This is a genomic window from Arthrobacter sp. NPDC057388 (assembly GCF_042668165.1).
In the GTDB taxonomy this organism is placed as follows: Bacteria; Actinomycetota; Actinomycetes; order Actinomycetales; family Micrococcaceae; genus Arthrobacter.
Map to the genome: position 1 here is coordinate 39,921 of NZ_JBHVBL010000026.1, position 23,342 is coordinate 63,262.

The window sequence follows — 23,342 nt, forward strand, 5'->3', positions numbered from 1 at the left end:
AGGGCCTTCTTTCGGCACCCCTGGGGCATGCGGCCTTGAGGACGGCGGTGAACAGGCCATGATGGGCGCCGTCCTGGGCTGGGTCCTGCAGTTCCGGATCCTCGTCCTGGTTGTTGCCGCCGGCGTCCTCGGGTATGGCTTCACAGCACTGCCCGCCATGTCAGTTGACGCCTTCCCCGAGTTTGCGCCGCCCCAGGTCGAAATACAGACCGAGGCCCTCGGGCTCTCCGCCGCCGAAGTCGAACAGCTTGTCACGTCCCCCATGGAAGCCGACCTGCTGAACGGCGTCGCATGGGTGGAGGCGATCCGTTCCAAGTCGCTTCCCGGCCTGTCCTCCGTGCAGCTTGTGTTCCAACCCGGTACCGACATGTTCCGGGCACGCCAGCTGGTGGCCGAACGCCTCACCCAGGCACGGGCGCTGCCCAATGTGTCGGCAGCCCCTGTCCTCATGCAGCCGCTGTCCTCCACCAGCCGCGTCATGATGATCAAACTGACATCCACTGACATGTCCCCCATCGACATGTCCGTGCTGGCGCGGTGGACCATGAAGCCGGCACTCCTGGCCGTTCCCGGTGTGGCCAATATTTCCATCTGGGGCCAGCGCGATCAGCAGCTGCAGGTGCTGGTGGACCCCAAGCAGCTGGAAGCCAAGGGGGTGACGCTGGACCAGGTCATCAGGACAACCGGCAACTCCGTGTGGGTGTCCCCGCTGAGCTATCTTGAGGCCTCAACCCCGGGCACGGGCGGTTTCCTGGAAACGGGGCATCAGCGGCTGGGCGTCCAGCACGTCCTGCCCATCACCACACCACAGGACCTGGGCAGGATCAGCGTGCAGGGCAGCTCTGACAAACTGCTTCTTGGGGACGTCGCCAAGGTCCAGACCGACCACCAGCCACTGATCGGTGACGCGCAGCCCGGCCGGGACGCCGAGCTGCTGCTGGTGGTGGAGAAGTTCCCGGAGACCAACACCGCTGACGTTACCCGCGGGCTCGACGAGACCATGCGCGAGCTCCAGGCCGGGCTGCCCGGCGTGACGGTCGACACCACGGTCTACCGGCAGGAATCGTTCGTGGAGCAGGAAACGGGAACCCTGGCCGTGGCCTTGCTCGCCACGCTGCTGCTGGTCGCAGTGGCGACCGGACTGGTTTTCAGGTCCTGGCGGAGCGCCCTCATCAGCCTGATCAGCATCCCGTTGTCACTCATTGCGGCCGCCGTGCTGCTCTCGGTGCGCGGTGCCGGCCTGAACACCATGGTCTTCACCGGCATGGTACTGGCCCTCGCCGTCATCATCGGCGATGTGCTGGAAGACCTGAACGGCACCGCCCGGGCATACCGTGCTGCACGGGAGGCCGGCACCGGGGATGCCAGGAGCACCCTTGTTGCCGGGGCCCTGCGGCCGGTCCGCGCGTCCCTGTTCTACTCCCTGCTGATCATGGCCCTCAGCGTGCTGCCACTGCTCTTTGTCCCCGGTGAAAACGGCGCCATGTTCGGCCCCCTGGTACTCAGCTACCTGCTCGCCCTGGCGGTTGCCATGGCCGTGGCCCTGACAGTCACGGCGGCCCTGGTGTTTCTGCTGCCTCCGGCGGCCGCGCCGCGTGGGCGTGAGGGCCAGACCATGCAGCGCCTGCGGATCCGGTACGGGCGTGCCCTGTCCGGCCGGCCCGGCAGGCCCGTCGCCGTTTTTGCCGCGACGGCAGCCGTGGCGCTCGCCGCCCTGGCGCTGGCGCCGCAGCTGGTGCCCGGCAGCCCGGTGGTGCCGGTCCTGGCAGACAACACGCTGGTGGTCCAGTGGAGTGCTGCGCCGGGCACCTCCGATGAGGAGATGGTCAGGATCACCAATGCGGCCGCCGGTGAGCTGCGCTCGGTGCCTGGTGTTGCCAGCGTCGCCTCCGAGGTTGGCCGTGCGGTCACCTCTGACCAGGTGGGCGACGTAAGTTCCGGAGAGCTGTGGGTGGGTGTGGCCAAGGATGCCTCCTACACCAGCACCGTGGACGATGTGCAGAGAGTGGTGGCAGGTTACCCGGGCATGCGGGCAACTGTGTCGACCTACCCGCAACAAAAAATCGACCAGATCCGGGCGGCCGCCGATTCCGCGTTTGGCGTCCGGGTCTACGGCGTTGACATGCCCATCCTCCGCGCGAAGGCCGAGGAGGTGCGGCAGGTCCTGGCGCACACCGCCGGGATCGTGAATCCCCGTGTCGAGGCTCCCGTCGAACAGCCCACCGTGCAGGTCAAGGTCGATCTGGCGGCGGCACAGAAGGCCGGCGTCATACCCGGCGACGTCCGCCGCGCTGCGGCTGCCCTGCTGCAGGGCATCGAAGTGGGCAACGTCTATGAACAGCAGAAAGTCTTCTCCGTGGTCGTCAAGGGTGAGCCGTCCACCAGGAACAGCCTCACCAGTGTCCGTGAGCTCCTGATCGACACGCCCAAAGGCGGGCATATCCGTCTCGGCGACGTCGCCGACGTCAGCATCGTGCCCAACGACGCCGTCATTCTGCACGACGACACGTCGCGGCGCGTGGATGTGAAGGCCGACATCCAGGGGCGCGGATTGGCCGAGGTCCAGCAGGACATCGACAAGGCGCTGCAGCAGATCCAGTTCCCCGTGGCCTACCATGCCGAGATCCTCACCCAGTATGCGCAGCAGCAATCCAGCATCCAGTGGCTGTGGCTCCTGACCGGGGTTGCCGCCTTCGGCATCCTGGTGCTGCTGCAAACTGCACTGGGCGGATGGCGGATCGCAGCGGCCGTCTTCATTGGGTTGCTCGCTTCCTTGTCAGGCGGCGTTCTTGCCGCATTGGCTGACGGAGGAGCCAACTACCTGGCGGCGTTTGTCGCCTTCTCGGCAGTTCTGGGTATTGCGGTCCGCAACTGCCTCCTGCTCGCCCGGGAGGTCCGAAGCCTCCGCGCCAGGGACGCCGGCGGGGCGGACAGCAGCACAGCCCGTGCAGGCTGGATTGTCATTCGCGCTGCCCGGGACAGGCTCAGGCCCACGCTCGGGTCCGCGGTGATCACCGCCGTCGCCCTTCTTCCGCTGGTTCTCCTGGGTGGAGTGACGGGCACGGAGATCATTCAGCCGGTCGCCATCATTCTCTGGGGCGGCCTGCTGACAACCACTCTCTTCGCCCTGTTTGTGCTGCCGGCCATCCTGATCCGCTTCGATTACGGCCAGGCATCAACAGCAACGGCACCAACCGAAGCGATGGAAGCCCGGACGGGCGCCTGAAAGCCGGGATGCATCATGACAACAACCTCGCCGCGGATGCGCGGCCTGATGGTTCTTACCGTCCTGGGTCTGCTGACACCGGCATTGCCGGCCTGCAGCCAGCTCGCCGCGGAGCCGGTGGCAGCAGGAGACGTCGCCGCGAGCCTTGAAGAGGTTCCGGGGACCGACCTGAAGCGCATTACGCTGAACGAACACGCCGCCGAGAACATCGGACTCCAAACCTCGACGACGTCACGGGATCCCAAGAGCGGCAAACTCGTGGTCCCCTACCTGGCGATCCTCTACGACAGCGACGGGAAGACCTGGGTTTACACGATCCCCGCCCCTCGCGTCTACGTCCGCCAGTCCATCACGGTGGAGCGGATCGACGGTGCCACGGCCACGCTGAGCAACGGTCCGGCGCCGGGCACCCCCGTGGTCACCACGGGGGCCGAAGAGCTCTTCGGCGCTGAACTGGATGTGGCGAGCTGACATGCGCTGGATCGTAGGAATCAGCCTCAGGTTCAGGACGATTGTGGTCGCCCTCGCCTGTGTGGTCATGCTGCTGGGTTCCGTCCAGCTCAGCAAGGCGTCCTTGGATGTCTTTCCGGAATTCGCGCCCCCGCAGGTTGAGATCCAGACTGCGTGCCTTGGGCTTACGGCCCAGGAGGTGGAGGAACTCGTCTCTGTGCCAATCGAGGCGTCCCTGTCCGGGATGCCGGGACTGGACGAGCTGAGGTCGAAGTCCGTTCCCCAGCTGTCCTCGATCATCCTGATCTTCAAACAGGGAACGGACCTGCTCAACGCACGCCAGCAGGTGTCCGAGCGGATGGCGGCGGTGACGGCGGCGCTGCCCACCTGGGCTGCGCCGCCGGTGATGCTGCAGCCGCTGTCCTCCACCAGCCGTGTCATGAAAATCGGCATGACGTCCGCCAACCGGTCCATGATCGAGATGTCCATGCTGTCCTACTGGACCATCCGGGCCCGGCTGCTCCGGGTTCCGGGGGTGGCCAACGTGGCCATCTGGGGCGAGCGGCTCCAGATGCTTCAGGTCCAGGTCCAGCCCGAGAAGCTCAAGGCCCGGAATGTCTCGCTTAACCAGGTCATGGAGGTGACGGCCGGGGCTGTGGACGCCGGGCTGCTTCAGTACTCGCCCGGGAAATTCATTGGCACCGGCGGCTTCGTTGACAGCCCCAACCAGCGAATGAGCATCCGGCACGTCCAGCCGATCACCAGCCCCGCGGACCTGGCCAGGGTGACGATCCGTGAAGACCACGGCACTGCGCTGCACCTGGGCGATGTCGCGCGGGTTGTTGAGGACCATCAGCCGCTGATCGGTGATGCGGTCATCAACAACGGCCATGGACTGATGCTCATTGTGGAGAAGCTCCCCTGGGGCAACACACTGGACGTGACCAGGGGTGTTGAGGAGGCCCTGCACGAACTCCAGCCGGGTCTGAGCGGAATCAACTTCGACACGACCATCTTCCGCCCGGCGAGCTTCATTGAGGAGGCCATTTCCAACCTCAGCCTCGCGCTCCTTTTGGGCTGCCTGCTGGTGGTCATGATCCTCAGCGCGTTCCTGTTCCAGTGGCGCACGGCGCTCATCAGCCTGATCGCCATTCCGCTGTCCCTTCTCACCGCCGTGATGGTGCTGTACCTCACCGGCAGTTCCGTCAATACCATGGTGCTGGCCGGTTTGGTCATCGCCGTGGGGGTCGTCGTCGACGACGCGATCATCGACGTCGAAAACATCATGCGCCGCCTGCGGCTGCACCGGGGTTACGGTGGCGGTGAATCGACGGCGTCCGTGGTCCTGAAGGCGTCGCTGGAAATGCGGAGCCCTATCGTCTACGCCACAATCATCATCGTGGTGGCCGCCCTGCCCATCTTTTTCCTGGACGGGCTCACTGGGGTGTTCTTCCGGCCGCTTGCCGTCTCCTACACGCTCGCGGTGCTGGCCTCGATGCTCGTGGCGCTGACAGTCACCCCTGCCCTTGCCCTGATCCTGTTGGCCCGGGCCAGGCTGGAGCAACTCGACCCGCCCTTGGTGAGGGTGCTCAAGCGTGCCTACCATGCCGTCCTGTCCCGCACCATGAACCGGCCGCGCTACGGCTACGCCGGCTTCGGGGCGCTCGCCATTGCGGGTGTGCTGATCGCACCCCTGCTCGGGCAGTCCCTGTTCCCCACGTTCAAGGAACGCGACTTCCTGATGCACTGGGTATCGGAGCCTGGCACCTCGGCGGCAGAGGAATACCGCATAGCCCAGCGGGGCTGCGCGGCGTTCCTCAAGGTACCGGGCGTACTCAACTGCGGGACGCACATCGGCCAGGCCTTCCAGGCGGACGAAATTGTCGGCGTCAATGCCGGCGAGCACTGGATCAGCATTGACCGCCATGCCAACTATGAGCAGACGGTCGCGGCAGTCCAGGAGGTCGTCGACGGGTACCCGGGCCTGCACCGCGACGTGCAGACGTACCTGAAGGAGAGGATTGAAGAGGTCCTGACAGGTGCCAGCGAACCGATCCTCGTCCGGATTTACGGCGACGACCTGAACGTGCTGCGCGAGCAGGCGCAACGGGTCAAGCAGCTCCTCACCGATGTTAATGGGACCGACGAGCCCCATATCTCACTGGAAGTCGACGTCCCGCAGATCACCGTCAAAGTGAACCTCGCGGCGGCGGAGAAGTACGGCCTTAAGCCCGGCGACGTCCGCCGCGCTGCTGCAACGCTGATGGCCGGCGAGGAAGTGGGCGACGTCTTCCGGGACGGGCGGGCCTACGACGTCCAGGTATGGAGCACACCGGAGACCAGGACCAGCGTCACCACCGTCCAGAACCTGCCCATTGACACGCCAGGCGGGCAGCGCGTGCGCCTTGCCGACGTCGCCTCAGTCAGCGTCCAGCCCACGCCGAACCTCATCGACCGGACCAACGGATCCCGCAGGGTCGAGGTCGGGTCCTTCATCGACGCCGGGGCCGACCTTGGCCGCGTGGTCTCACAGGTGCAGGAACGCCTGGAAGCCCTGAAACTGCCTGCCGGCTACAGCGTCCAGCTCCTCGGGGAGTACACCGAGCGGCAGCAGGCCACAGAACGCCTGGCGATTTTTGCCGTCGCAGCGCTGATTGTGATCCTGGTGCTGCTGCAGGCCTCGTTCCGGAGCTGGCGGCTGGCTATCCTGGCGCTCCTGACCCTGCCCATCGCGCTCGTGGGAGGAGTCCTGGCCGCTTACTTCACCGGCGGCGTCCTGTCGCTGGGCTCGCTCGTGGGGTTCCTGACGGTCATGGGCATCGCGGCCCGGAACGGCATCCTGCTCATCAGCCACTGCCAGCACCTGGAAAGGGTCGAGGGGGTTCCATTCAGCGGCGCACTCGTGCTGCGCGGCGCCGGTGAACGGCTCTCCCCCATCCTCATGACCACGCTCGCCACCGGGCTTGCCCTCGTGCCGCTGGTGGTCATGGGGGACGTGCCGGGACATGAGATCGAATACCCGATGGCCGTGGTCATCCTCGGAGGACTCCTGACCTCCACGCTGCTCAACCTGTTCATCGTGCCCTCGCTCTATCTGAGGTTCGCCCGGTCGAGGAAAGCCAGGAGGGCGGCGGAACTGGAACCGGCAATCCAGTAGCGGACCTGCTTACGCGCGGCCGCCGGGCGCCCCACCCACGACGTGCCCGGCGGTCAGGTGCCGGTTGCGCGTCTCGATGAGGCTGCGGAGGTAGCGCGCCAGGAAGAGTTTCTCGGCCAGGCGGCCCAGGAGCCCGAGCGGCGCCGCGAACTCGATCCGGTCCACCATGACGGTTCCGTTCGAATCCGTGCTGAACTCGTGGACGTGGCGGAAGCAGCGGAACGGTCCCCTGACCTGTTCGTCGACGAAGCAGTGCGGCGCCCGCATCCGGGTAATCCGGCTGGTCATCTGCACCGGCAGCCCGAAGTGCCAGGCGCGCCATGTCACCTCCTCCCCGAGGGAGATAAGCCCGGAGGTGACACCCGAGACGGCTTTCTCGCGGGACCGGGCCATCGAGTCCTTGTGCGCGTCAATGCTTCGGGACAGGTCAAACAGTTCGGTCATCGCCATGGAGGTGCGGGTGGTGCAGACGAAGGTGACAGCCATGCCCAGAGTATGCCAGCAGAATCCCGAAGAGCGCTGATAGGCGTAGGCTATCAGTGCCCCTGGACCTTTCCGGGGTGGAGTTTTTGTACAGATAAGGCCGCAAAGGGGTCTGGAACCCGCGGTATCTGTACAAAAACTCCACTCCCGCGCGCTGCAGCCTGCACTGCCGTGTCCGGGCAGTCAGCACAACGGATGAAGGAGCCGGCGTGGACACCCGAAAGCTGAAGTATTTTCTGGCCGTCGTGGACCATGACGGCTTCAACCGTGCCGCCGAACACCTGCTGATCGCCCAGCCCTCCCTGTCCCAGACCATCGCCAGCCTGGAGAAGGACCTGGGCGTCCCCCTGTTCCACCGCATCGGCCGGCGGGCAGTCCTCAGCGAAGCCGGCAAGGAACTTGTCGGTCCGGCCCGCCTGGTGATGCGGGACCTGGATGTCGCCCAGTCCGCGGTGCAGGCACTGCGCGGCCTCCGGAGCGGCCGGCTGGACATCATCACCATGCCCTCCCCCGGCATCGAGCCGCTCACGTCGATGATCGCCGCCTACACCCGGCAGCATCCGGAGGTCCGCCTCAACGTCGGTGCCGCCTTCACGCCGGAGGAAGTCATCGAGTCGGTCCGCGCGGGCAGCACCGAAATCGGCCTGGCCGGCTCGTCCACGCCGATCCGGGTCCCGGGCGTCAACGTGCTCGACCTTGAGCGCCAGCCCTTGATCCTCATCGTCAACCCGCAGGCGGACACCTTCCCCGAGGGAGCCACCCTGAAGCGCGAGGATCTGGGCGGCCACCGGCTGATCGCCAGCCAGCGCGGATCACTGATGCGCTGGCTCGTGGACGACGCCCTGGCCCACGGCGTCAAAGTCGAGATCGTCGTCGAGGCCGCCCACCGGACCTCGATCCTGCCCCTGGTGCTGGCAGGCGTGGGGCACGCCGTCATGCCGTCCTCGTGGGCGCCGACTGCCCGGAAGGCGGGGCTCCGCACGGCCCGGATTGAACCCGTTTCCCACCTGGATGTGGCCATCCTGAGCAGGAAGGACGGCCTGACGCCGGCGGCGGCTGCGTTCCTCAAAGTTGCGGAGCGGTACGCGGCACAGGAGGCGGCGCAGCAATCATAGGCTGAGCCTATTTGCCGGATTGAATCTTGGTCTTAGACGCGGTGTGGCCGTGTGGCCTCTACTTGAAGAGGAAGAAAACAGTGTGACCCCGACAACAGGAACGCACTGCCAACACACTCAACGAGGAGGAACGCCATGAGCGCCGCCCAGAAATTCAGCATCGCCGCAATCCCCGCCGACGGCGTGGGCAAGGAAGTCGTGGCCGCCGGCCGCCGCGTCCTGGATGCCCTGGCCAAGGAGTCCAGCGGCAGGTTCGCCTTCGAGTGGACCGAGTTCCCCTGGGGCTGCGGCTACTACGAGAAGACCGGCCAGATGATGGACCCCAAAGGCCTGGACGCCCTCAAGGACTTTGACGCCATCTACTTCGGCGCCGTCGGCTGGGAAAACGTCCCGGACCACATCAGCCTGTGGGGCCTGCGCCTGAACATCACGCAGAACTTCGACCAGTGGGCCAACATCCGCCCCGTCAAGTTCCTGCCCGGCATCGAGTCCCCACTCCGCAAGGCGGACAACACCGAGCTTGACTGGATCGTGGTCCGCGAGAACAGTGAAGGCGAATACGCAGGCCTCGGCGGCCGGAACCTCAGCGGCCGCGGACCCGGCAACGAGGTGGCCCTGCAGACCGCACTGTTCACCGAAAAGGGCTGCGAGCGCATCATGCGGTTTGCCTTCGATCTCGCCCGCACCCGTACCGTGAAGAAGGTTTCCTCGGTGACCAAGTCCAATGCCCAGCAGTACGGCATGGTCCTCTGGGACGAAGTGTTCAACCGTGTGGCCCTCGACTACCCGGACGTGCAGACCGAAAGTGTCCTGGTGGACGCCATGAGCGCCAAGTTCATCCTCAAGCCGGAGGACCTGTCCGTAGTCGTCGCCTCCAACCTCAACGCAGACATCCTTTCCGACCTCGGCTCCGCCCTGGCCGGCAGCCTCGGTCTGGCGGCGAGCGCCAACCTGAACCCGGAACGCCGCTTCCCCTCCATGTTCGAACCGGTCCACGGCTCGGCCCCGGACATCGCCGGCCAGGGCATCAGCAACCCGATCGGTGCCATCGCCAGCGCCGCGCTCATGCTGGACCACTTCGGCCTGCACGAGGAAGCCCGCCGCGTGGAGGCCGCCATCGAAGCAGCCACCGGCGCCGGCCACCTGACCCGCGACGTCGGCGGCAACTCCGATACCGAGGACGTCACCGAGGCCATTATCAAGGCACTGACACTCGCCCCGGCGGCGGTCTAGTTCCAACTTTTCCACGGAGGACCCGTCCCAAGCGGCGTCCCGAGGGTCCCGACGCGAGCTTGCGGACGTTGGGACGGGACCTCCGCGGGCGGCCAGCCGGCCGCCGTCGTAAGCCCCTTAGCCATAAGCGGCGTCCCGAGGGTCCCGACACGAGCATGCGAGTGTCGGGAAGGGACCACCGCGTTCCACAATGAGGTAGGAATCATGGACCACACCACCCCCGGCCAGGCGATCCCGGCCCGCAAAACACGTTGGTACAGGCAGCTGTATTTCTGGGTACTGACAGCCATTGTCTTTGGCATCCTGCTCGGCTGGCTGGCGCCGGCTGCCGGTATCGCCATGGAACCCATCGGTACCACGTTCGTCAACGCGATGAAGATGCTCATCGGCCCGATCGTGTTCCTGACCATCGTGGGCGGCATCGCCAGCGTGGCCGACCTGAAAAAGGTGGGGATGACCGGCCTGAAGGCCCTCACGTACTTCCAGATCGGCACCATCTGTGCCATGGCCTTCGGCCTGGTGGCCATCAACATCTTCCGCCTGGGTGAGGGTGTCAACGCGGATGCGAGCGCCATCAAGACGTCCGAGTCCGCGGCCAAGCTCATCGACGCCGGCCAGCACCAGGAGTGGTGGCAGTTCCTGACCCACATCATCCCCAACAGTGTGGTGGCGCCCTTCGTTGAAGGGGACATCCTGCAGATCATCTTCATCGCCGTGGTGTTCGGCATCGCCCTGAACGCCATGGGCAAGGTTGGCGCCCCCGTGCTGGACGGCGTGCAGCGTCTCACCGGAGTGATGTTCAAGATCCTGGGCTTCATCATGAAGGCTGCCCCCGTGGGCGCATTCGGTGCCATGGCCTATGCGGTGGGCAAGTTCGGTGTCTCCTCCCTGACCAGCATGGGCGGCCTGATCGCGCTGTTCTACGCCACCTCCATCCTCTTCGTGGTGGTTGTGCTCGGATCGATCATGGCGTTCCTCAAGCTGAACATCTTCACGATGATCCGGCACTTCAAAGAGGAGTACATGCTCATCCTGGGCACCTCCACCGCCGAACCCGCCCTTCCGGGCCTGATGCGCAAGCTGGAGCATGCCGGTGTGAAGAAGGAAACCGTGGGCCTGGTGGTCCCCACCGGCTACAGCTTTAACCTGGACGGCGCCGCCATCTATCTTTCACTTGCGGCCCTCTACATTGCCCAGGCAACTAACACGAACCTGACCATCGGCCAGCAATTGGGCCTGCTCGCCGTCATGCTGCTCACCTCCAAGGGCGCGGCGGGCGTCGCCGGCGGCGGCTTCATTGCCCTCACCGCCACCCTGACCACCATCGGCACCATCCCGGCGGCCGGCATCATGCTCATCTTCGGCATCGACAAGTTCATGTCCGAGTGCCGCGCCCTGGTGAACTTCACCGGCAACGCCGTGGCCACCCTCTTCATCGCCTGGTGGGACCGCACCCTCGACGCCGACCGCGTCCGCCGCGTCTTTGCCGGGGAAAGCGTGGAGCCGCTGGCCAGTGAAGATCCGGTCCATGTGGACGACGTCTCCGATCTCGACGGCGACCTGGCCTCCTACGGCCACCACGGACCAAAGCACCAGGCGGATCCTTCTTCCGCCACCGACCGCCGCCCCGCCTACTCGGAATCCCTCTGACATGACCAACCCCGCCGCCCTGGAGACCACTGTCTTGCAGACCACTGTCCTGGAGACCGCCGCGCCGAAGACCGTGCGGGCCCTGATCGCGCCTGACAAGTTCAAAGGCAGCCTCACCGCGGCTGAGGTGGCCGGTGCCCTGGCAGCCGGGCTCCGCTCCGCAGAGCTGTCCGCCGGAGCCGGGACGGTGTACTGCGAGCTCCTTCCCCTGGCGGACGGGGGTGACGGCAGCGTCGACGCCGCCGTCGCCTCCGGCTTCACCCGCCACAGCGTCACCGTCGCCGGCCCCACGGGGCGGCCGGTCCGGGCGGACATAGCGTTCGACGGCGTCACGGCAGTCGTGGAGGTAGCGAACACCTGTGGTCTGGCCCTCCTCCGGGACGGACAACTGGAACCGCTGGACGCGTCCAGCCGCGGGTTCGGCGAAGCGGTGGCCTTCGCGCTCAGCCTGAAGCCGGCCAAGGTAGTCCTGGCCCTCGGCGGCAGTTCCAGCACCGACGGCGGAATGGGCATGCTCGCCGCCATGGGTTACCGCTTCCAGGATGCGGACGGTGCTCAACTCTCCGGCAGCGGACGGGACCTGGCGAGGATCCGCTCTGTCCGGCGTCCGCCCTTCCCGGGCCTTGCCGGCGTCGAGCTGGTAGTGGCGAGCGACGTCCACAACCCGCTGACCGGCCCGGGCGGCGCACCCGCGGTGTTTGGTCCGCAAAAGGGAGCCGGCCCCCGCCAGATCGCGGTCCTGGACGCCGGCCTGGAGAACCTCATCGCCGCAATGGAAAACGCGGGAATGACCGACGCCAGGGCGCTCGCAGGGCACGAGGGCGCGGGAAGCGCAGGGGGCCTCGGTTTCGCCTGCCTGCTGCTGGGCGCAACGCAGGTCTCCGGTGCCGACTACTTCCTGGACCTGCTGGACTTCGATACCCGCAAGGACGGCTGCGACGTCATCATCACCGGCGAGGGCAGCATTGATGAACAGACCCTGGCCGGCAAGCTCCCGGCCGCCGTCGCCCGGCGGTCGGGCACCCGCCCGGTCATCGCGGTGGCAGGCAGGTCCCTGCTCCCTAGGGAACGCTGGTCCGAAATGGCTGTGGCCCGGGTCTATGCACTGGCCGAGTACACGGACCGGGACTCGGCCCGGGATCCGGCGCTGTCCGCGGCGCTGCTCCGTGAAATCGGGCAGGACATAGCGGCCGGCTTCCAGTAGCCAGATGCAAAGAAAGGCCCCGCTGCGGCGGGGCCTTTCCTTATGTGCTTACGCGTTCTCGCGGACGCGGTCTTTCTCAGCGGCTTCCTCCAGCCGGGCGAGGTAGGCCCACATCCTGCTTTCCTCCGCCTGCACCTGGGATTCGGTGGTCTCGGCCGGTTTCGCTTCCCGGCGTCCCTCGGCTTCCCTGGCCGCTTCTTTCCTGTAATTCCGCCATCCCTCACACGATGAATAGCACATCACCGACCTCCTAACAGTGGGTGTACGTTAATCGTCCTCCCATAGCCGGCGGGTGTCGATTGCCCGGTTGGGCCGCTGGTCAGGTGAGCCGCTGGCGGACGATGTCGCTCACGGCCTTACCGTCGAACCGGCCGGCCACCCGCGCGGTCACCGGCTTCATCACCGCACCCATGTGCCGCACGGACAGCTCTGAACCGTCCTCGCGCAATCCTGCGATAACCTCGTCGACGATGCCCTCCACTTCGGCGGCGGAGAGTGCTTTGGGCAGGTACGCCTCAATAACCTCCGCTTCGGCAATCTCTGCCGCTGCCCGCTCCGACTCGCCCGCGTCCATGTAGATGCGGGCCGTGTCGCGGCGCTTTGCCGCCTCCTTTTGCAGCAGGGCCGTTACCTGGGCGTCGTCCAGTTCCACGGGCGTCTTGCCCGACTTCTCGCGGGTCTCGATCTCGCCCAGGACGCTGCGCACGGTGCCCAGCGCCACCTTGTTGCGCTCCTTCAGATGTGCAACGACGTCCGCATGCAGGCGTTCCTTCAGCGTGGTCATGGTGTCCTTCTCTCGTTAACGGTGTACCTCCATCGTGGACCAGCGGGCCCTGGCCGGACCATAGACCCTGGCCAGGCCTTACTCGCCGTTCAGGCCATAGACGTCTGCAGCCCGGTTGCCGGTGCGGCGTGATGGGGTGTTGCCGCGTGTCTTTCGCCGTTACCGGCGGTTTTCGCACATATGTTCTATGTATGGAAGAGGAACATCCGGGTGAACTCGAGGGGCAGATGTCAATCAATGAGCTCCTCGTCGCGATGGGCGAGGCCCCCGTGGTAAGCATGCTGGATCTGGTGGTCCCGGACGACGCCTCCGCACTGACGGAGGACCCGCCGCCGCTGCCTGGGCTCTGAACTCCGTCCAAAGGACCATGCCCCTGTAGCCTTGATTCCCATGGTTTACCTGCAAGTCCCCGGCCCGTCGCTGCCCGAACAATGGTGGGACCGCGTGGCTTCCGGATTCACCCAAACTGCCGTTCCCTCGGTCTCCGTCACCGAACTTCTGGCCGTGGTGCTCATTGCGGCCGTGCTGTCCGTCCCCCGTGCCACGTGGCGCTATTTCGGCCTGCTCGCCACAGTGACCCATGAACTGGGGCACGCCTTTGCTGCCCTGACCAGCGGCCAGCGGCTGGGCGGCATCCGGCTGCAGCTCAACCATGGCGGCACCACCACCTCCTACACGCGGGGACGTGCCGCCGCCGTGTGGTCGGGCTTCTGGGGCTATCCTGTTCCCGGCATCACCGGCGCCGTGCTGGTGTGGGCAGGCTTCAGCGGCTGGGGCCCGGCCGCCCTGTCTGCCGGACTGCTGATCCTGCTGGCATCGCTGCTCTTCATCCGCAACGCCGCCGGCGTGCTCATTCTCCTCGGGACGGTGGTGGCAGTGGCGGCCATGATCATCAACGTTCCCGCCGCGTTCACCGGCCACGCGGCCATCATTCTGGGCGTCGCGCTCCTCGTCGCCGCCGTCCGGGACCTGCTCAAGCTCACCAACGTCCACCTCCGCCGCCGCGACCAGCTGCGGTCTTCCGACGCGTATATCCTCTACCGCGCCACGGCCGTACCGTCCGGCGTGTGGATCGCACTGTTCTCCCTGGTGGTGGCGGCCTGCTGGCTGATTGCCTGGCAGCCAATGTCGCGGGTCTTCGCGGGGGCAACATAGTCTGGTGCCATGAGTGAGAAGACCAGCACAGTCGAAGCACACAGCAGGGGCCGCCACGCCGGGGAACCGCGCAACCCCGAACTTCACGCCGCGGAACCGCGCAGCAAGGACCAGCCCAGCAAGGACCAGCCGGGCACAGGCCAATCCAGCACAGACTCCCACAGCACACTGGGCGCCTACGTCACCGGCGGCGAGTTCAACCGAGACACCAACTACGTTGAGGACCGCATCACCCGCGGCGGCACGCCGGGGCCCAACGGCGAACCGGGCTGGCCGGTTGAATCGGGGCGCTACCGGCTCATAGCCGCGCGGGCATGCCCGTGGGCCAACCGCACCGTCATCGTCCGCCGGCTCCTGGGACTGGAAGATGTCATCAGCCTCGGCCAGCCCGGCCCCACCCACGATGCCCGGTCCTGGACCTTTGACTTGGATCCGGACGGCAAGGATCCTGTGCTGGGCATTGAGCGGTTGCAGGACGCCTACTTCACCCGGTTCCCGGACTATCCCCGCGGCATCACCGTTCCCGCGCTGGTGGATACCGCCAGCGGAGGCGTGGTGACCAACAACTACCCACAGATCACGCTGGACTTCTCCACCGAATGGACGGAGTTCCACCGGCCGGGCGCGCCGCAGCTGTACCCCGAACACCTGCGCGCGGAGATTGACACCGTCAACAAGCGGGTGTTCACCGAGGTCAACAACGGTGTGTACAGGTGCGGCTTCGCGGGGTCGCAGGAGGCCTATGACGCTGCCTACGCCCGGCTGTGGGACGCCATGGACTGGCTCGAGGAGCGGCTGGCCGGCCAGAGGTACCTGGTGGGCGACACCATCACCGAAGCAGACGTCCGGCTGTTCACCACACTGGCACGGTTCGACGCCGTGTACCACGGGCACTTCAAGTGCAATCGGAACAAGCTCAGCGAAATGCCGGTTTTGTGGGCTTATGCCCGGGACCTGTTCCAGACGCCCGGCTTCGGTGACACCATCGACTTCGTGCAGATCAAGCAGCACTACTACATCGTTCACGAGGACATCAACCCCACGCAGATCGTCCCGGCCGGCCCGGACCTGTCCGGGTGGCTGACGCCGCACGGGCGGGAGTCCCTGGGCGGCAGGCCCTTCGGCGACGGGACCCCGCCGGGGCCGGTGAAGGCAGGCGAGGAAGTGGCTGCCGGGCACGGAGCTGCCTAGAAGCGCCGCAACAGCAGTGATGAGCACCCCCCAACAACAGCAAACGGATAACCGGGATCCACTGCTGCGCCGGTTCTGGCGGTCATGGTCCGCCATGGTTGCCCGGGCCCTTGCCGCCCCGCGCCTTCAGCTCGCCGCCAAGGCAGGGCTCGCCGCCGGCATCGCCTTTTCCGTGGCGCCGCTTATGCCCGGAGCCGCCGCGAACTATGCGTACTATGCCCCGCTCGGCGCACTGGTGGCCATGTACGAGAACGTCTCGGGTTCGATGCGCCAGGGCTTCCAGACCCTGGTGGGCCTGGGGGCAGGCATCGGCCTGGCCTTCCTGCTCTTCAGCTTCGGCGCCACACCGGTGTCGGTTGCGCTGGTCATGGCCCTGGGCGTACTGCTGGCGGGGCTGCCGCGCCTGGGCGCCGGCCGGGACTGGATTCCGACGGCGGCCCTGCTGGTGCTGCTGGTGGGCCGGCAGAACCCGGACGATTTCTCCTTCGCCTACCTTCTGCAAATGGGCGTGGGCGTCGTCGTGGGCGTCGCGGTCAACCTGCTGGTGTTTCCGCCCCTGCACTTCAATGCCGCCGCGTTGAGCCTCGCGGAGCTGAGGCTTTCGCTGGCCCGCCAGCTGCACGACATGGGAGCGGCCATGCATGAAAAATGGCCACCCGAACACGAGGACTGGTCCCGGCGCTCGGAGGACCTGGCCCGCTCGGCCCGGTCCGTCCGTGCGGCCGTGGAGAAGGCAGATGCGAGCCGGGCAGCGAATCCCCGGCGCCGGCTCCATCCGCGCGACGTGGACAGGGACTACCGCAGCGTCCGCGACCTGGAGCAAATCACGTTCCACATCCAGGACATGACCGAGGTGCTTGCCGACGTCATCTGGAACGAGGACATGCCGTTCACCATCCCCCTGCCCTACAGCGAACCTTTGGCGGAGGCCCTCACCGCCGTGGGCGAGGTGCTCCGTTCGGCGGAGGAAGAAGACGCGGACCGGCAGGCCGAGCTTTTCCAGGCGGCCCGCTCGGCGCTCGCCTCACTTGAGGACCGCACAGCCGCAGAAGGAATCGGGCGCGGCAGGCCGAGCGCCGCCGGATCAATCCTGCTCAGCCTGCACCGCATCCTCCGCGTCGCCGACCCCGGCAAGTAGCAGCCAAGGCCTGGTCACGCACTGCCCGGTATTTAAGCATCCTTGCGTCTTAGCTGCCCTGTATGCATGGGCCGACACAGTCCTAAAGGGCCGACACAGTGCCGCTGAAGTGCTTCCGCCCGGACCGCGGACTCCACGCCACATAGTCGGACCGCAGCCAGCCGCCTTCCCCGGACTCCGCCGTCGAGATATCCAGCGCCACCCGCGCGGGAAGGAAAACGGGGGCCTCAAACCCCACCTCCCAGCGGAAGGCGTCGCCTTTGACGGCGCCCACATCTGCCAGCGCCCGGGACGCCAGGTACATGCCGTGGGCAATCGACCGTCGCAGACCCATGGCCTTGGCGGACAGCACGCTCAGGTGGATCGGATTGAAGTCCCCTGAGACGGCAGCGTAGGCACGGCCGGTGTCCACTCCAAGCTGCCACAGAGCCGTGGGATCCGGTGCGGAGAATGCCTGCGGCGCGGGCGCTGCGGAGGCCTTGTCGATGCCCGGGAGGAACACCCCCTTGGCGAGATAAGTGGATACGCCGCACCAGCACACGCTGTTCTTACCCGAGGCACCGTCACCCGAGGCGCGGACCTCCACCGCCACATCCACCTGGGTTCCGGCGCGGTGGGCCCGGAGCGCATCGGCCCGGGCCACGATGTCCAGCGGTTCGGTGAAGGTGACCGGCCTGCGGTACTCAATCACGTTCCGCAGGTGGATCATCCCCAGCAGCGGCAGCGGAAAGTCGTCGCGGTTCATGACGCTCATGGCCACCGGGAACGCCAGGGCATGGATGAACCCGGCCGGCAGTACATCGCTTGCGGTCTCACCCAGCAGGTGCTGGTAGGCGGTAAGGATTTCGACGTCGGGACGGACTTCCCGGACTTCGTGGCTCACCGTGGGCAGCACTGCCGCCGCGGAGGAGCCGAGGATCCTGCGGCGCGCGGCTGTTGCGGCGGCATTGACGTAGAGCTTGGAGAGCGACGGCATCTCCCCCAGGATGAGGGGCTGGCCGGTCATGCCCCCACCAGGTTCTGTCCGCACACCCGGAGCACCTCCCCGGAAATGCCGCCGGCGGAATCGCCGGCGAGGAAGGAAATCGCCTCGGCAACGTCCTCCGGCTGGCCGCCCTGCTGCAGGGAATTCAGCCGCCGGGCGATTTCCCGGGTGGCGAAGGGAATCCGAGCCGTCATCTCCGTTTCGATGAACCCGGGCGCCACGGCGTTGATCGAACCGCCGTGCTGTGCCAGCAGGGGCGCGGTTGCCCGGACCATGCCCATGACCCCGCCCTTGGACGCCGCATAGTTGGTTTGACCGCGGTTGCCCGCTATGCCGCTCGTGGACGCCACCGAAACAATGCGCGGTGCGGAACGGAAGTGCTCGGAGGCCAGGAGCGCCTCATTGATCCGCAGCTGGGCTCCGATGTTGACGTCCATCACCGACGCCCACCGCGGCTGGTCCATGTTCACCAGCAGCTTGTCCCGGGTAATGCCGGCATTGTGCACGACGATGTCGAGGCGGCCGTGGCGGTGTACGGCGTGATCGATGATCCGCTGCCCGGCATCGTCCCGCGTAATGTCCAGCTGCAGTGCGGTGCCATGGATTCCGTTGGCCACGTCCGCCAGATGGTCCCCGGCCGCCGGAACGTCCACCGCCACAACGGTGGCGCCGTCACGGTGCAGCGTCCGGGCAATGGCCGCGCCGATGCCCCTGGCCGCGCCCGTTACCACCGCGACCTTCCCGGTAAGCGGTGCGTCGGCGTCGTCGGGAAGGCTGCCTTCCCTGGAACTGACACGGACGAACTGGCCGTCTACGAACGCTGACCTGCCGGAGAGGAAGAAACGTAGCGCCCCCAGCGCCGAAGGCGCAGTGGGATCGACGTCGCCGGCCAGGATGATGCCGTTGCCGGTGGCCCCGGCACGCAGCTCCTTGGCCAGGGACCGCAGCAGCCCGTCGACACCCTGCCGGGCGGCCGCCGTGGCCGGCGTTCCGCCGGGCACCCGTGAGACGGTGACCACCCGGCCGCCGGGGGCGAGGTCGCGGATCGACGGGGCCGTTGCCAGGACCGGCTGCTCCAGGTCACCGGGGGCTTCCACGGCGTCGAGGGCCAGCACGATTGCGCCCAGCTTTTCCTTGGGAACTGCGTGGCGGCGGACATCCAAACCCCACGAAAGCAGCGCAGCCGCGACCCCGTCTGCACCGGCTCCGGAGCCGCCCACGAGGACAGGTCCTTCGATCAGCGGCTGGCCCGGCCGGTAGCGGCGGAGTTCGGCCGGCTGCGGCAGGCCGAGCTTCCGCGCCACATCCCGTCCGAGGCCGTGGGTTACCAGCCGCGCGTACGTGTCAGTCATGGATGTCCCCCGTGGTGGTTCCTTCCGTGTACGCCTCGAGGAGTGCGACGACGCCCTGGCCGCCGGCCGCGCAGACAGACACGAGTCCCAGCGCGGGACGCCCTTCCGCGTTGCCTTTCTCATGCAGCAATTTGGCAAGCGTGGCCACGATGCGCCCGCCCGTGGCAGCGAAGGGGTGCCCTGCGGCCAGCGACGAGCCGTTGACGTTCAGCCGGGATCGGTCAACCTTGCCGAAGGCGCCGTCCAGGCCGAGGCGCTCGCGGCCGAACTTTTCGTGCTCCCAGGCGGCGAGCGTGCTCAGCACCGTCCCGGCGAAGGCTTCATGGATTTCGAAGAAGTCGATATCGTCCAGGGTCAGGCCGTTGCGGGCCAGCAGCCGCGGGACGGCGAACACCGGGGCCATGAGCAGCCCGTCCTTGCCATGCACGAAATCGACGGCGGCTGCCTCGCCGTCCAGCACGGTGGCGAGCTTGGGCAGGTCATGACCGTCGGCCCACTCCTCCGAAGCGAGCAGCACCGTGGAAGCGCCGTCGGTCAGCGGTGTGGAATTGCCGGCCGTCATGGTGGCTTCGGAGCCGAGGCTGCGGCCGAACACGGGCTTGAGGGAAGCCAGCTTCTCCAGGCTCGTGTCCGGTCTCAGGTTCGAGTCCCGGGTGAGCCCGCGGTACGGCGTGAGGAGATCGTCGAAGAAGCCGGCATCGTAGGCCGCAGCGAGGTTCCGGTGGCTGCTGAGGGCGAGTTCGTCCTGGGCCTCGCGGGAGATGTTCCACTGGGCCGTGGTCAATGCCTGGTGCTCGCCCATCGACAGTCCGGTCCTGGGCTCTCCGGTGTTTGGCGCGTCCGGGGCGAGATCCTTAGGGCGCAGCCTGGCGAGAATCTGCAGCCGCTGCGGCAGTGTCCTGGCGCGGCTGAGATCCAGCAGCACCTCGCGGAGCCCTTCGCTGACGGCAATCGGGGCGTCCGACGCGGAGTCCACGCCGCCTGCGATGGCGGATTCCAGCTGGCCGAGTTTGATCTTGTTCGCCAGACCCAGCACGGTTTCCAGGCCCGTCGCGCAGGCCTGCTGCAGGTCATAGGCGGGAGTCTCCGGTGACAGTGCCGAGCCCAGGACTGCCTCACGCGTCAGGTTGAAGTCCCGCGAGTGTTTCAGGACCGCGCCCGCAGCCACCTCACCGATGCGCTCCTCCTGCAGGCCGAAGCGTGCGATCAGGCCGTCCAGGGCGGCGGTGAGCATGTCCTGGTTGGACGACTTGGTGTAGGCACCGCCGGTCCGGGCGAACGGGATTCTGTTGCCGCCCACCACCACGGCCTTGCGCACGGTTTGGGGCTGACCATCCACGGGCATGAGCTATCTCCTTCGATCCGGCTGTTATCGATACCCAGCGTACCTGATACGCTGGGTATCGTGAACTTGCTTCCTCCCGGCGTGCCCCCCGAATCCTCCGCAGAACCAGTCGACGGCCGTGCCTCCCGCTGGCAGGGGCACAGGGAGGAGCGCCGGCGGGAACTCATCAAGGCGGCCCGGCGCGCAGTGCACGCCCTCGGCAGCGACGCGTCGATGGAGGACATTGCCGCGGCGGCCGGAACGTCGAAGTCGGTGTTCTACCGGTACTTCGGCGACAAGGCCGGCCTGCAGCAGGCGGTGGGCGAAGTGGTGCTGGGGCAGATGCAGCAGCGCATCAAGGAAGCGGCGCAGAGCGCACAGACGCCCCGGGAGGGCCTGCTCGCCATGGTCTCGGCATACCTCCAGATGGCTGAAACCAGCCCCAACGTCTACACGTTCGTGACCCGGTACTCCGCTGCGGAGTCCGACGGCGGTCCCACCTCGATCGCGACGGCCGGTGCGCTGGGCCATTTCTTTGACGCCATCGCGGACATGATCGCCACCCCCATGCGCAACCACCTGGGCGAAGGCAAGGAGGCCGTCATCGGCTACTGGCCAAATGCCGCCATCGGCCTGGTACGCAACGCAGGCGAGCAGTGGCTGGCGAGCCCGGACTCCCCCGCCAAGCCGGACCAGGAAACCATGGCGCGGCAGATCACCGACTGGCTGTGCGTGGGCATAGCGCCGGAACTAAGCAACGAAGGACCACCACCAACGAAGGGATCGACATGACCGAAGTAGCGGACCGCCCGGCGGGCACCACCGCCTCTGCCGCAGCCGGAACGGCTCTCCCGGTGCCCGCCGTCGACGTCGCGGCCCTGGGTGAACTGCTCCTGGGCAGGTGGGCGGACGTGCGCCGGCAGGCGCGCGAGCTGGCCGCACGCGGGGAGCTCCATAAGACGGAGGGGTTAACGCACTCGGAGCACCGGGCGCGCACCTTCGGCCAACTGAAGCACCTGGTGGACAGCGGTGCGGTGCACCGCGCCTTCCCGGCCAGGTTCGGCGGCGCCGACGACCACGGCGGCAATATCGCCGGCTTTGAGGAACTGGTCACCGCCGACCCGTCCCTGCAGATCAAGGCCGGTGTGCAGTGGGGCCTGTTCGGTTCCGCCGTGATGCACCTTGGCACGGAGGGGCACCATGAGAAGTGGCTGCCGGGCATCATGAACCTGGACATCCCGGGCTGCTTCGCCATGACAGAGACCGGGCACGGTTCGGACGTCGCCAGCATTGCCACCACGGCCACTTATGATCCAGGCACGCAGGAGTTCGTCATCCACACCCCGTTCCGTGCGGCGTGGAAGGACTTCATCGGTAACGCCGCCATTGACGGCCTGGCCGCAGTCGTGTTCGCCCAGCTGGTGACGCGCGGGGTGAACCACGGTGTGCACGCGTTCTATGTCGACCTGCGCAACCCCGCCTCCAAGGAGTTCCTGCCGGGCATCGGCGGCGAGGACGACGGTGTGAAGGGCGGGCTCAACGGCATCGACAACGGCCGCCTGCACTTCGACCATGTCCGCATCCCCCGCACCAACCTGCTCAACCGCTACGGCGACGTCGATGCTGACGGCAATTACACCTCGCCCATCGCCAGTCCCGGCCGCCGCTTCTTCACGATGCTCGGCACGCTGGTGCAGGGCCGCGTGAGCCTGGATGGTGCAGCCGTTGCAGCATCGAAGCTCGCCCTGAAAACCGCCATCACGTATGCGACCGAACGGCGGCAGTTCAACGCCTCGTCCCCCGTGGAGGAGGAGGTGCTGCTGGACTATCAGCGGCACCAACGCCGGCTCTTCACCCGGCTGGCCACCACGTACGCGGCGGGCTTTGCCCACGAGCAGCTGCTGGAAAAGCTGGACGACGTCTTCTCCGGCGCCCACGATTCCGACGAGGACCGCCAGGACCTGGAAACCCTGGCCGCGGCACTGAAACCGCTGAGCACCTGGCACGCGCTGGACACCCTGCAGGAGTGCCGCGAAGCCTGCGGCGGCGCCGGGTTCCTGATCGAAAACCGCTTCGCCTCGCTGCGGGCCGACCTCGACGTCTATGTCACCTTCGAAGGCGACAACACCGTACTCTTGCAGCTCGTGGCGAAGCGGCTGCTGGCCGACTACGCCAAGGAGTTCCGCAGTGCCACGTTCGGCGTGCTGGCGCGGTACGTGGTGAACCAGGCCGCAGGTACGGCTGTGCACCGCACCGGTCTGCGCCAGGTGGCACAGTTCGTGGCTGACAGCGGCTCCGTCCAAAAGGCCGCCATCGCCCTCCGCGACGAGGAAAGCCAGCGCGCACTGCTCACTGACCGCGTCCAGACGATGGTAGCCGAAGCCGCCACAGCCCTCCGGGGAGCCGGGCGCCTGCCCCAGCGCGAAGCATCCGCCCTGTTCAACCAGCACCAGGACGAGCTTATCGACGCCGCCCGGGCACACGCCGAGCTCCTGCAGTGGGAGGCCTTCACCGAGGCCCTGGGCAAGGTCGCCGATCCCGGCACCAGGAGAGTGCTGACCTGGCTCCGGGATCTGTTCGGGCTGTCCCTCATCGAGAACAACCTCGCGTGGTACCTCATGAACGGCAGGCTCTCGATGCAGCGGGCACGGACAGTGGGCGGCTACATCAACCGGCTGCTGGTCAAGCTCCGCCCGCATGCACTGGAGCTGGTGGACGCCTTCGGCTACGGCCCGGACCACCTGCGGGCCGCCATCGCCACCGGCGCCGAAAAGGCACGCCAGGATGAGGCACGCGAGTACTACCGGGTGCAGCGGGCGAGCGGCACGGCTCCTGTTCCGGAGAAGTCCCTTCCCAACCGCTGAAAAGAACGACGGCGGGACCCACCCAAGGTCC

At 66.9% G+C, this 23,342-nt stretch carries 19 protein-coding genes; 13 read left to right on the forward strand and 6 right to left on the reverse strand.

All coding sequences use genetic code 11. The annotated features are described in order from the left end of the window. Positions 1 to 58: 58 nt before the first annotated feature. Genes ACFUTU_RS13555 through ACFUTU_RS13565 form a run of 3 tightly spaced genes read left to right on the forward strand, consistent with a single transcriptional unit; the run spans position 59 to position 6,833 of the window. A complete protein-coding gene (locus tag ACFUTU_RS13555) occupies positions 59 to 3,226 on the forward strand; it encodes an efflux RND transporter permease subunit (protein WP_377965060.1) in 3,168 nt (1,055 codons plus the stop codon). A gap of 15 nt (positions 3,227 to 3,241) precedes the next feature. After that, the gene (locus tag ACFUTU_RS13560; RefSeq protein ID WP_377965062.1) at positions 3,242 to 3,697 is read left to right on the forward strand and encodes a hypothetical protein; all 456 of its coding nucleotides are present in this window, start codon (positions 3,242 to 3,244) and stop codon (positions 3,695 to 3,697) included. 1 nt (position 3,698) lies between these two features. Beyond that, positions 3,699 to 6,833 (forward strand): efflux RND transporter permease subunit, encoded by a 3,135-nt coding sequence (locus tag ACFUTU_RS13565; protein WP_377965064.1) that lies wholly within the window; start codon positions 3,699 to 3,701, stop codon positions 6,831 to 6,833. 9 nt (positions 6,834 to 6,842) lie between these two features. Here ACFUTU_RS13565 and ACFUTU_RS13570 read toward each other — a convergent pair whose 3' ends face one another. Then, entirely contained in the window at positions 6,843 to 7,319 is a 477-nt protein-coding gene (locus ACFUTU_RS13570) for a cyclase (RefSeq protein WP_377965066.1), read from the reverse strand. A 206-nt stretch (positions 7,320 to 7,525) separates the two neighbouring features. Between ACFUTU_RS13570 and ACFUTU_RS13575 the strand changes: the two genes are divergently transcribed. The 4 genes from ACFUTU_RS13575 (at position 7,526) to ACFUTU_RS13590 (ending at position 12,518) form a co-directional block, all read left to right on the forward strand. Beyond that, entirely contained in the window at positions 7,526 to 8,431 is a 906-nt protein-coding gene (locus ACFUTU_RS13575) for a LysR family transcriptional regulator (RefSeq protein WP_377965068.1), read from the forward strand. A gap of 135 nt (positions 8,432 to 8,566) precedes the next feature. Then, positions 8,567 to 9,664 (forward strand): tartrate dehydrogenase, encoded by a 1,098-nt coding sequence (locus tag ACFUTU_RS13580; RefSeq protein ID WP_377965070.1) that lies wholly within the window; start codon positions 8,567 to 8,569, stop codon positions 9,662 to 9,664. Between the two features lie 204 nt (positions 9,665 to 9,868). Continuing rightward, complete coding sequence (gene dctA, locus ACFUTU_RS13585; protein WP_377965072.1) at positions 9,869 to 11,314, forward strand: C4-dicarboxylate transporter DctA; 1,446 nt, start codon at positions 9,869 to 9,871, stop codon at positions 11,312 to 11,314. A 1-nt stretch (position 11,315) separates the two neighbouring features. Continuing rightward, on the forward strand, positions 11,316 to 12,518 hold the full coding sequence (locus ACFUTU_RS13590) for a glycerate kinase (RefSeq protein WP_377965074.1): 1,203 nt from the start codon (positions 11,316 to 11,318) through the stop codon (positions 12,516 to 12,518). A 48-nt stretch (positions 12,519 to 12,566) separates the two neighbouring features. Here the strand turns inward: ACFUTU_RS13590 and ACFUTU_RS13595 are convergent, their stop codons facing one another. Beyond that, a complete protein-coding gene (locus ACFUTU_RS13595; RefSeq protein WP_377965076.1) occupies positions 12,567 to 12,758 on the reverse strand; it encodes a hypothetical protein in 192 nt (63 codons plus the stop codon). Between the two features lie 79 nt (positions 12,759 to 12,837). Beyond that, positions 12,838 to 13,302: a GatB/YqeY domain-containing protein gene (locus ACFUTU_RS13600; protein ID WP_377965078.1), complete on the reverse strand. Its 465-nt coding sequence runs from the start codon at positions 13,300 to 13,302 to the stop codon at positions 12,838 to 12,840. A 191-nt stretch (positions 13,303 to 13,493) separates the two neighbouring features. Here ACFUTU_RS13600 and ACFUTU_RS13605 point away from each other — a divergent pair, with 191 nt between their 5' ends. From ACFUTU_RS13605 to ACFUTU_RS13620, 4 genes are all read left to right on the forward strand, one after another. Next, the gene (locus ACFUTU_RS13605) at positions 13,494 to 13,652 is read left to right on the forward strand and encodes a hypothetical protein (protein WP_377965080.1); all 159 of its coding nucleotides are present in this window, start codon (positions 13,494 to 13,496) and stop codon (positions 13,650 to 13,652) included. Positions 13,653 to 13,692: 40 nt separating this feature from the next. Continuing rightward, positions 13,693 to 14,457 (forward strand): M50 family metallopeptidase, encoded by a 765-nt coding sequence (locus ACFUTU_RS13610; protein WP_377965082.1) that lies wholly within the window; start codon positions 13,693 to 13,695, stop codon positions 14,455 to 14,457. Positions 14,458 to 14,466: 9 nt separating this feature from the next. Beyond that, positions 14,467 to 15,648 carry a glutathione S-transferase family protein gene (locus tag ACFUTU_RS13615; protein WP_377965084.1) on the forward strand — a complete coding sequence of 394 codons (1,182 nt, stop codon included), beginning with the start codon at positions 14,467 to 14,469 and terminating at the stop codon, positions 15,646 to 15,648. 94 nt (positions 15,649 to 15,742) lie between these two features. Beyond that, positions 15,743 to 16,786, forward strand: coding sequence for an aromatic acid exporter family protein (locus ACFUTU_RS13620; RefSeq protein ID WP_377965098.1), 1,044 nt, complete (start codon positions 15,743 to 15,745; stop codon positions 16,784 to 16,786). 82 nt (positions 16,787 to 16,868) lie between these two features. Here ACFUTU_RS13620 and ACFUTU_RS13625 read toward each other — a convergent pair whose 3' ends face one another. Genes ACFUTU_RS13625 through ACFUTU_RS13635 form a run of 3 tightly spaced genes read right to left on the reverse strand, consistent with a single transcriptional unit; the run spans position 16,869 to position 20,468 of the window. Then, complete coding sequence (locus ACFUTU_RS13625) at positions 16,869 to 17,792, reverse strand: MaoC family dehydratase (protein ID WP_377965086.1); 924 nt, start codon at positions 17,790 to 17,792, stop codon at positions 16,869 to 16,871. Further along, a complete protein-coding gene (locus tag ACFUTU_RS13630; protein WP_377965088.1) occupies positions 17,789 to 19,123 on the reverse strand; it encodes a 3-oxoacyl-ACP reductase in 1,335 nt (444 codons plus the stop codon). Before ACFUTU_RS13630 ends, ACFUTU_RS13625 begins: the two co-directional genes overlap by 4 nt. Then, on the reverse strand, positions 19,116 to 20,468 hold the full coding sequence (locus ACFUTU_RS13635) for an acetyl-CoA C-acetyltransferase (RefSeq protein ID WP_377965090.1): 1,353 nt from the start codon (positions 20,466 to 20,468) through the stop codon (positions 19,116 to 19,118). Before ACFUTU_RS13635 ends, ACFUTU_RS13630 begins: the two co-directional genes overlap by 8 nt. A 60-nt stretch (positions 20,469 to 20,528) precedes the next feature. Between ACFUTU_RS13635 and ACFUTU_RS13640 the strand changes: the two genes are divergently transcribed. Together ACFUTU_RS13640 and ACFUTU_RS13645 are read left to right on the forward strand one after the other, a co-directional pair. Then, on the forward strand, positions 20,529 to 21,239 hold the full coding sequence (locus tag ACFUTU_RS13640) for a TetR family transcriptional regulator (protein WP_377965092.1): 711 nt from the start codon (positions 20,529 to 20,531) through the stop codon (positions 21,237 to 21,239). Continuing rightward, the gene (locus ACFUTU_RS13645; RefSeq protein WP_377965094.1) at positions 21,236 to 23,311 is read left to right on the forward strand and encodes an acyl-CoA dehydrogenase; all 2,076 of its coding nucleotides are present in this window, start codon (positions 21,236 to 21,238) and stop codon (positions 23,309 to 23,311) included. The genes ACFUTU_RS13640 and ACFUTU_RS13645 overlap by 4 nt, the downstream gene beginning before the upstream one ends. Positions 23,312 to 23,342 lie beyond the last annotated feature (31 nt).

Coding starts and splice junctions, on each gene's coding strand:
- ACFUTU_RS13555 (WP_377965060.1), top strand. CDS start 59: ATGATGGGCGCCGTCCTGGGCTGGGTCCTGCAGTTCCGGATCCTCGTC.
- ACFUTU_RS13560 (WP_377965062.1), top strand. CDS start 3,242: ATGACAACAACCTCGCCGCGGATGCGCGGCCTGATGGTTCTTACCGTC.
- ACFUTU_RS13565 (WP_377965064.1), top strand. CDS start 3,699: ATGCGCTGGATCGTAGGAATCAGCCTCAGGTTCAGGACGATTGTGGTC.
- ACFUTU_RS13570 (WP_377965066.1), bottom strand. CDS start 7,319: ATGGCTGTCACCTTCGTCTGCACCACCCGCACCTCCATGGCGATGACC.
- ACFUTU_RS13580 (WP_377965070.1), top strand. CDS start 8,567: ATGAGCGCCGCCCAGAAATTCAGCATCGCCGCAATCCCCGCCGACGGC.
- dctA (WP_377965072.1), top strand. CDS start 9,869: ATGGACCACACCACCCCCGGCCAGGCGATCCCGGCCCGCAAAACACGT.
- ACFUTU_RS13590 (WP_377965074.1), top strand. CDS start 11,316: ATGACCAACCCCGCCGCCCTGGAGACCACTGTCTTGCAGACCACTGTC.
- ACFUTU_RS13595 (WP_377965076.1), bottom strand. CDS start 12,758: ATGTGCTATTCATCGTGTGAGGGATGGCGGAATTACAGGAAAGAAGCG.
- ACFUTU_RS13600 (WP_377965078.1), bottom strand. CDS start 13,302: ATGACCACGCTGAAGGAACGCCTGCATGCGGACGTCGTTGCACATCTG.
- ACFUTU_RS13605 (WP_377965080.1), top strand. CDS start 13,494: ATGGAAGAGGAACATCCGGGTGAACTCGAGGGGCAGATGTCAATCAAT.
- ACFUTU_RS13610 (WP_377965082.1), top strand. CDS start 13,693: ATGGTTTACCTGCAAGTCCCCGGCCCGTCGCTGCCCGAACAATGGTGG.
- ACFUTU_RS13615 (WP_377965084.1), top strand. CDS start 14,467: ATGAGTGAGAAGACCAGCACAGTCGAAGCACACAGCAGGGGCCGCCAC.
- ACFUTU_RS13620 (WP_377965098.1), top strand. CDS start 15,743: ATGGTTGCCCGGGCCCTTGCCGCCCCGCGCCTTCAGCTCGCCGCCAAG.
- ACFUTU_RS13625 (WP_377965086.1), bottom strand. CDS start 17,792: ATGACCGGCCAGCCCCTCATCCTGGGGGAGATGCCGTCGCTCTCCAAG.
- ACFUTU_RS13630 (WP_377965088.1), bottom strand. CDS start 19,123: ATGACTGACACGTACGCGCGGCTGGTAACCCACGGCCTCGGACGGGAT.
- ACFUTU_RS13635 (WP_377965090.1), bottom strand. CDS start 20,468: ATGCCCGTGGATGGTCAGCCCCAAACCGTGCGCAAGGCCGTGGTGGTG.
- ACFUTU_RS13645 (WP_377965094.1), top strand. CDS start 21,236: ATGACCGAAGTAGCGGACCGCCCGGCGGGCACCACCGCCTCTGCCGCA.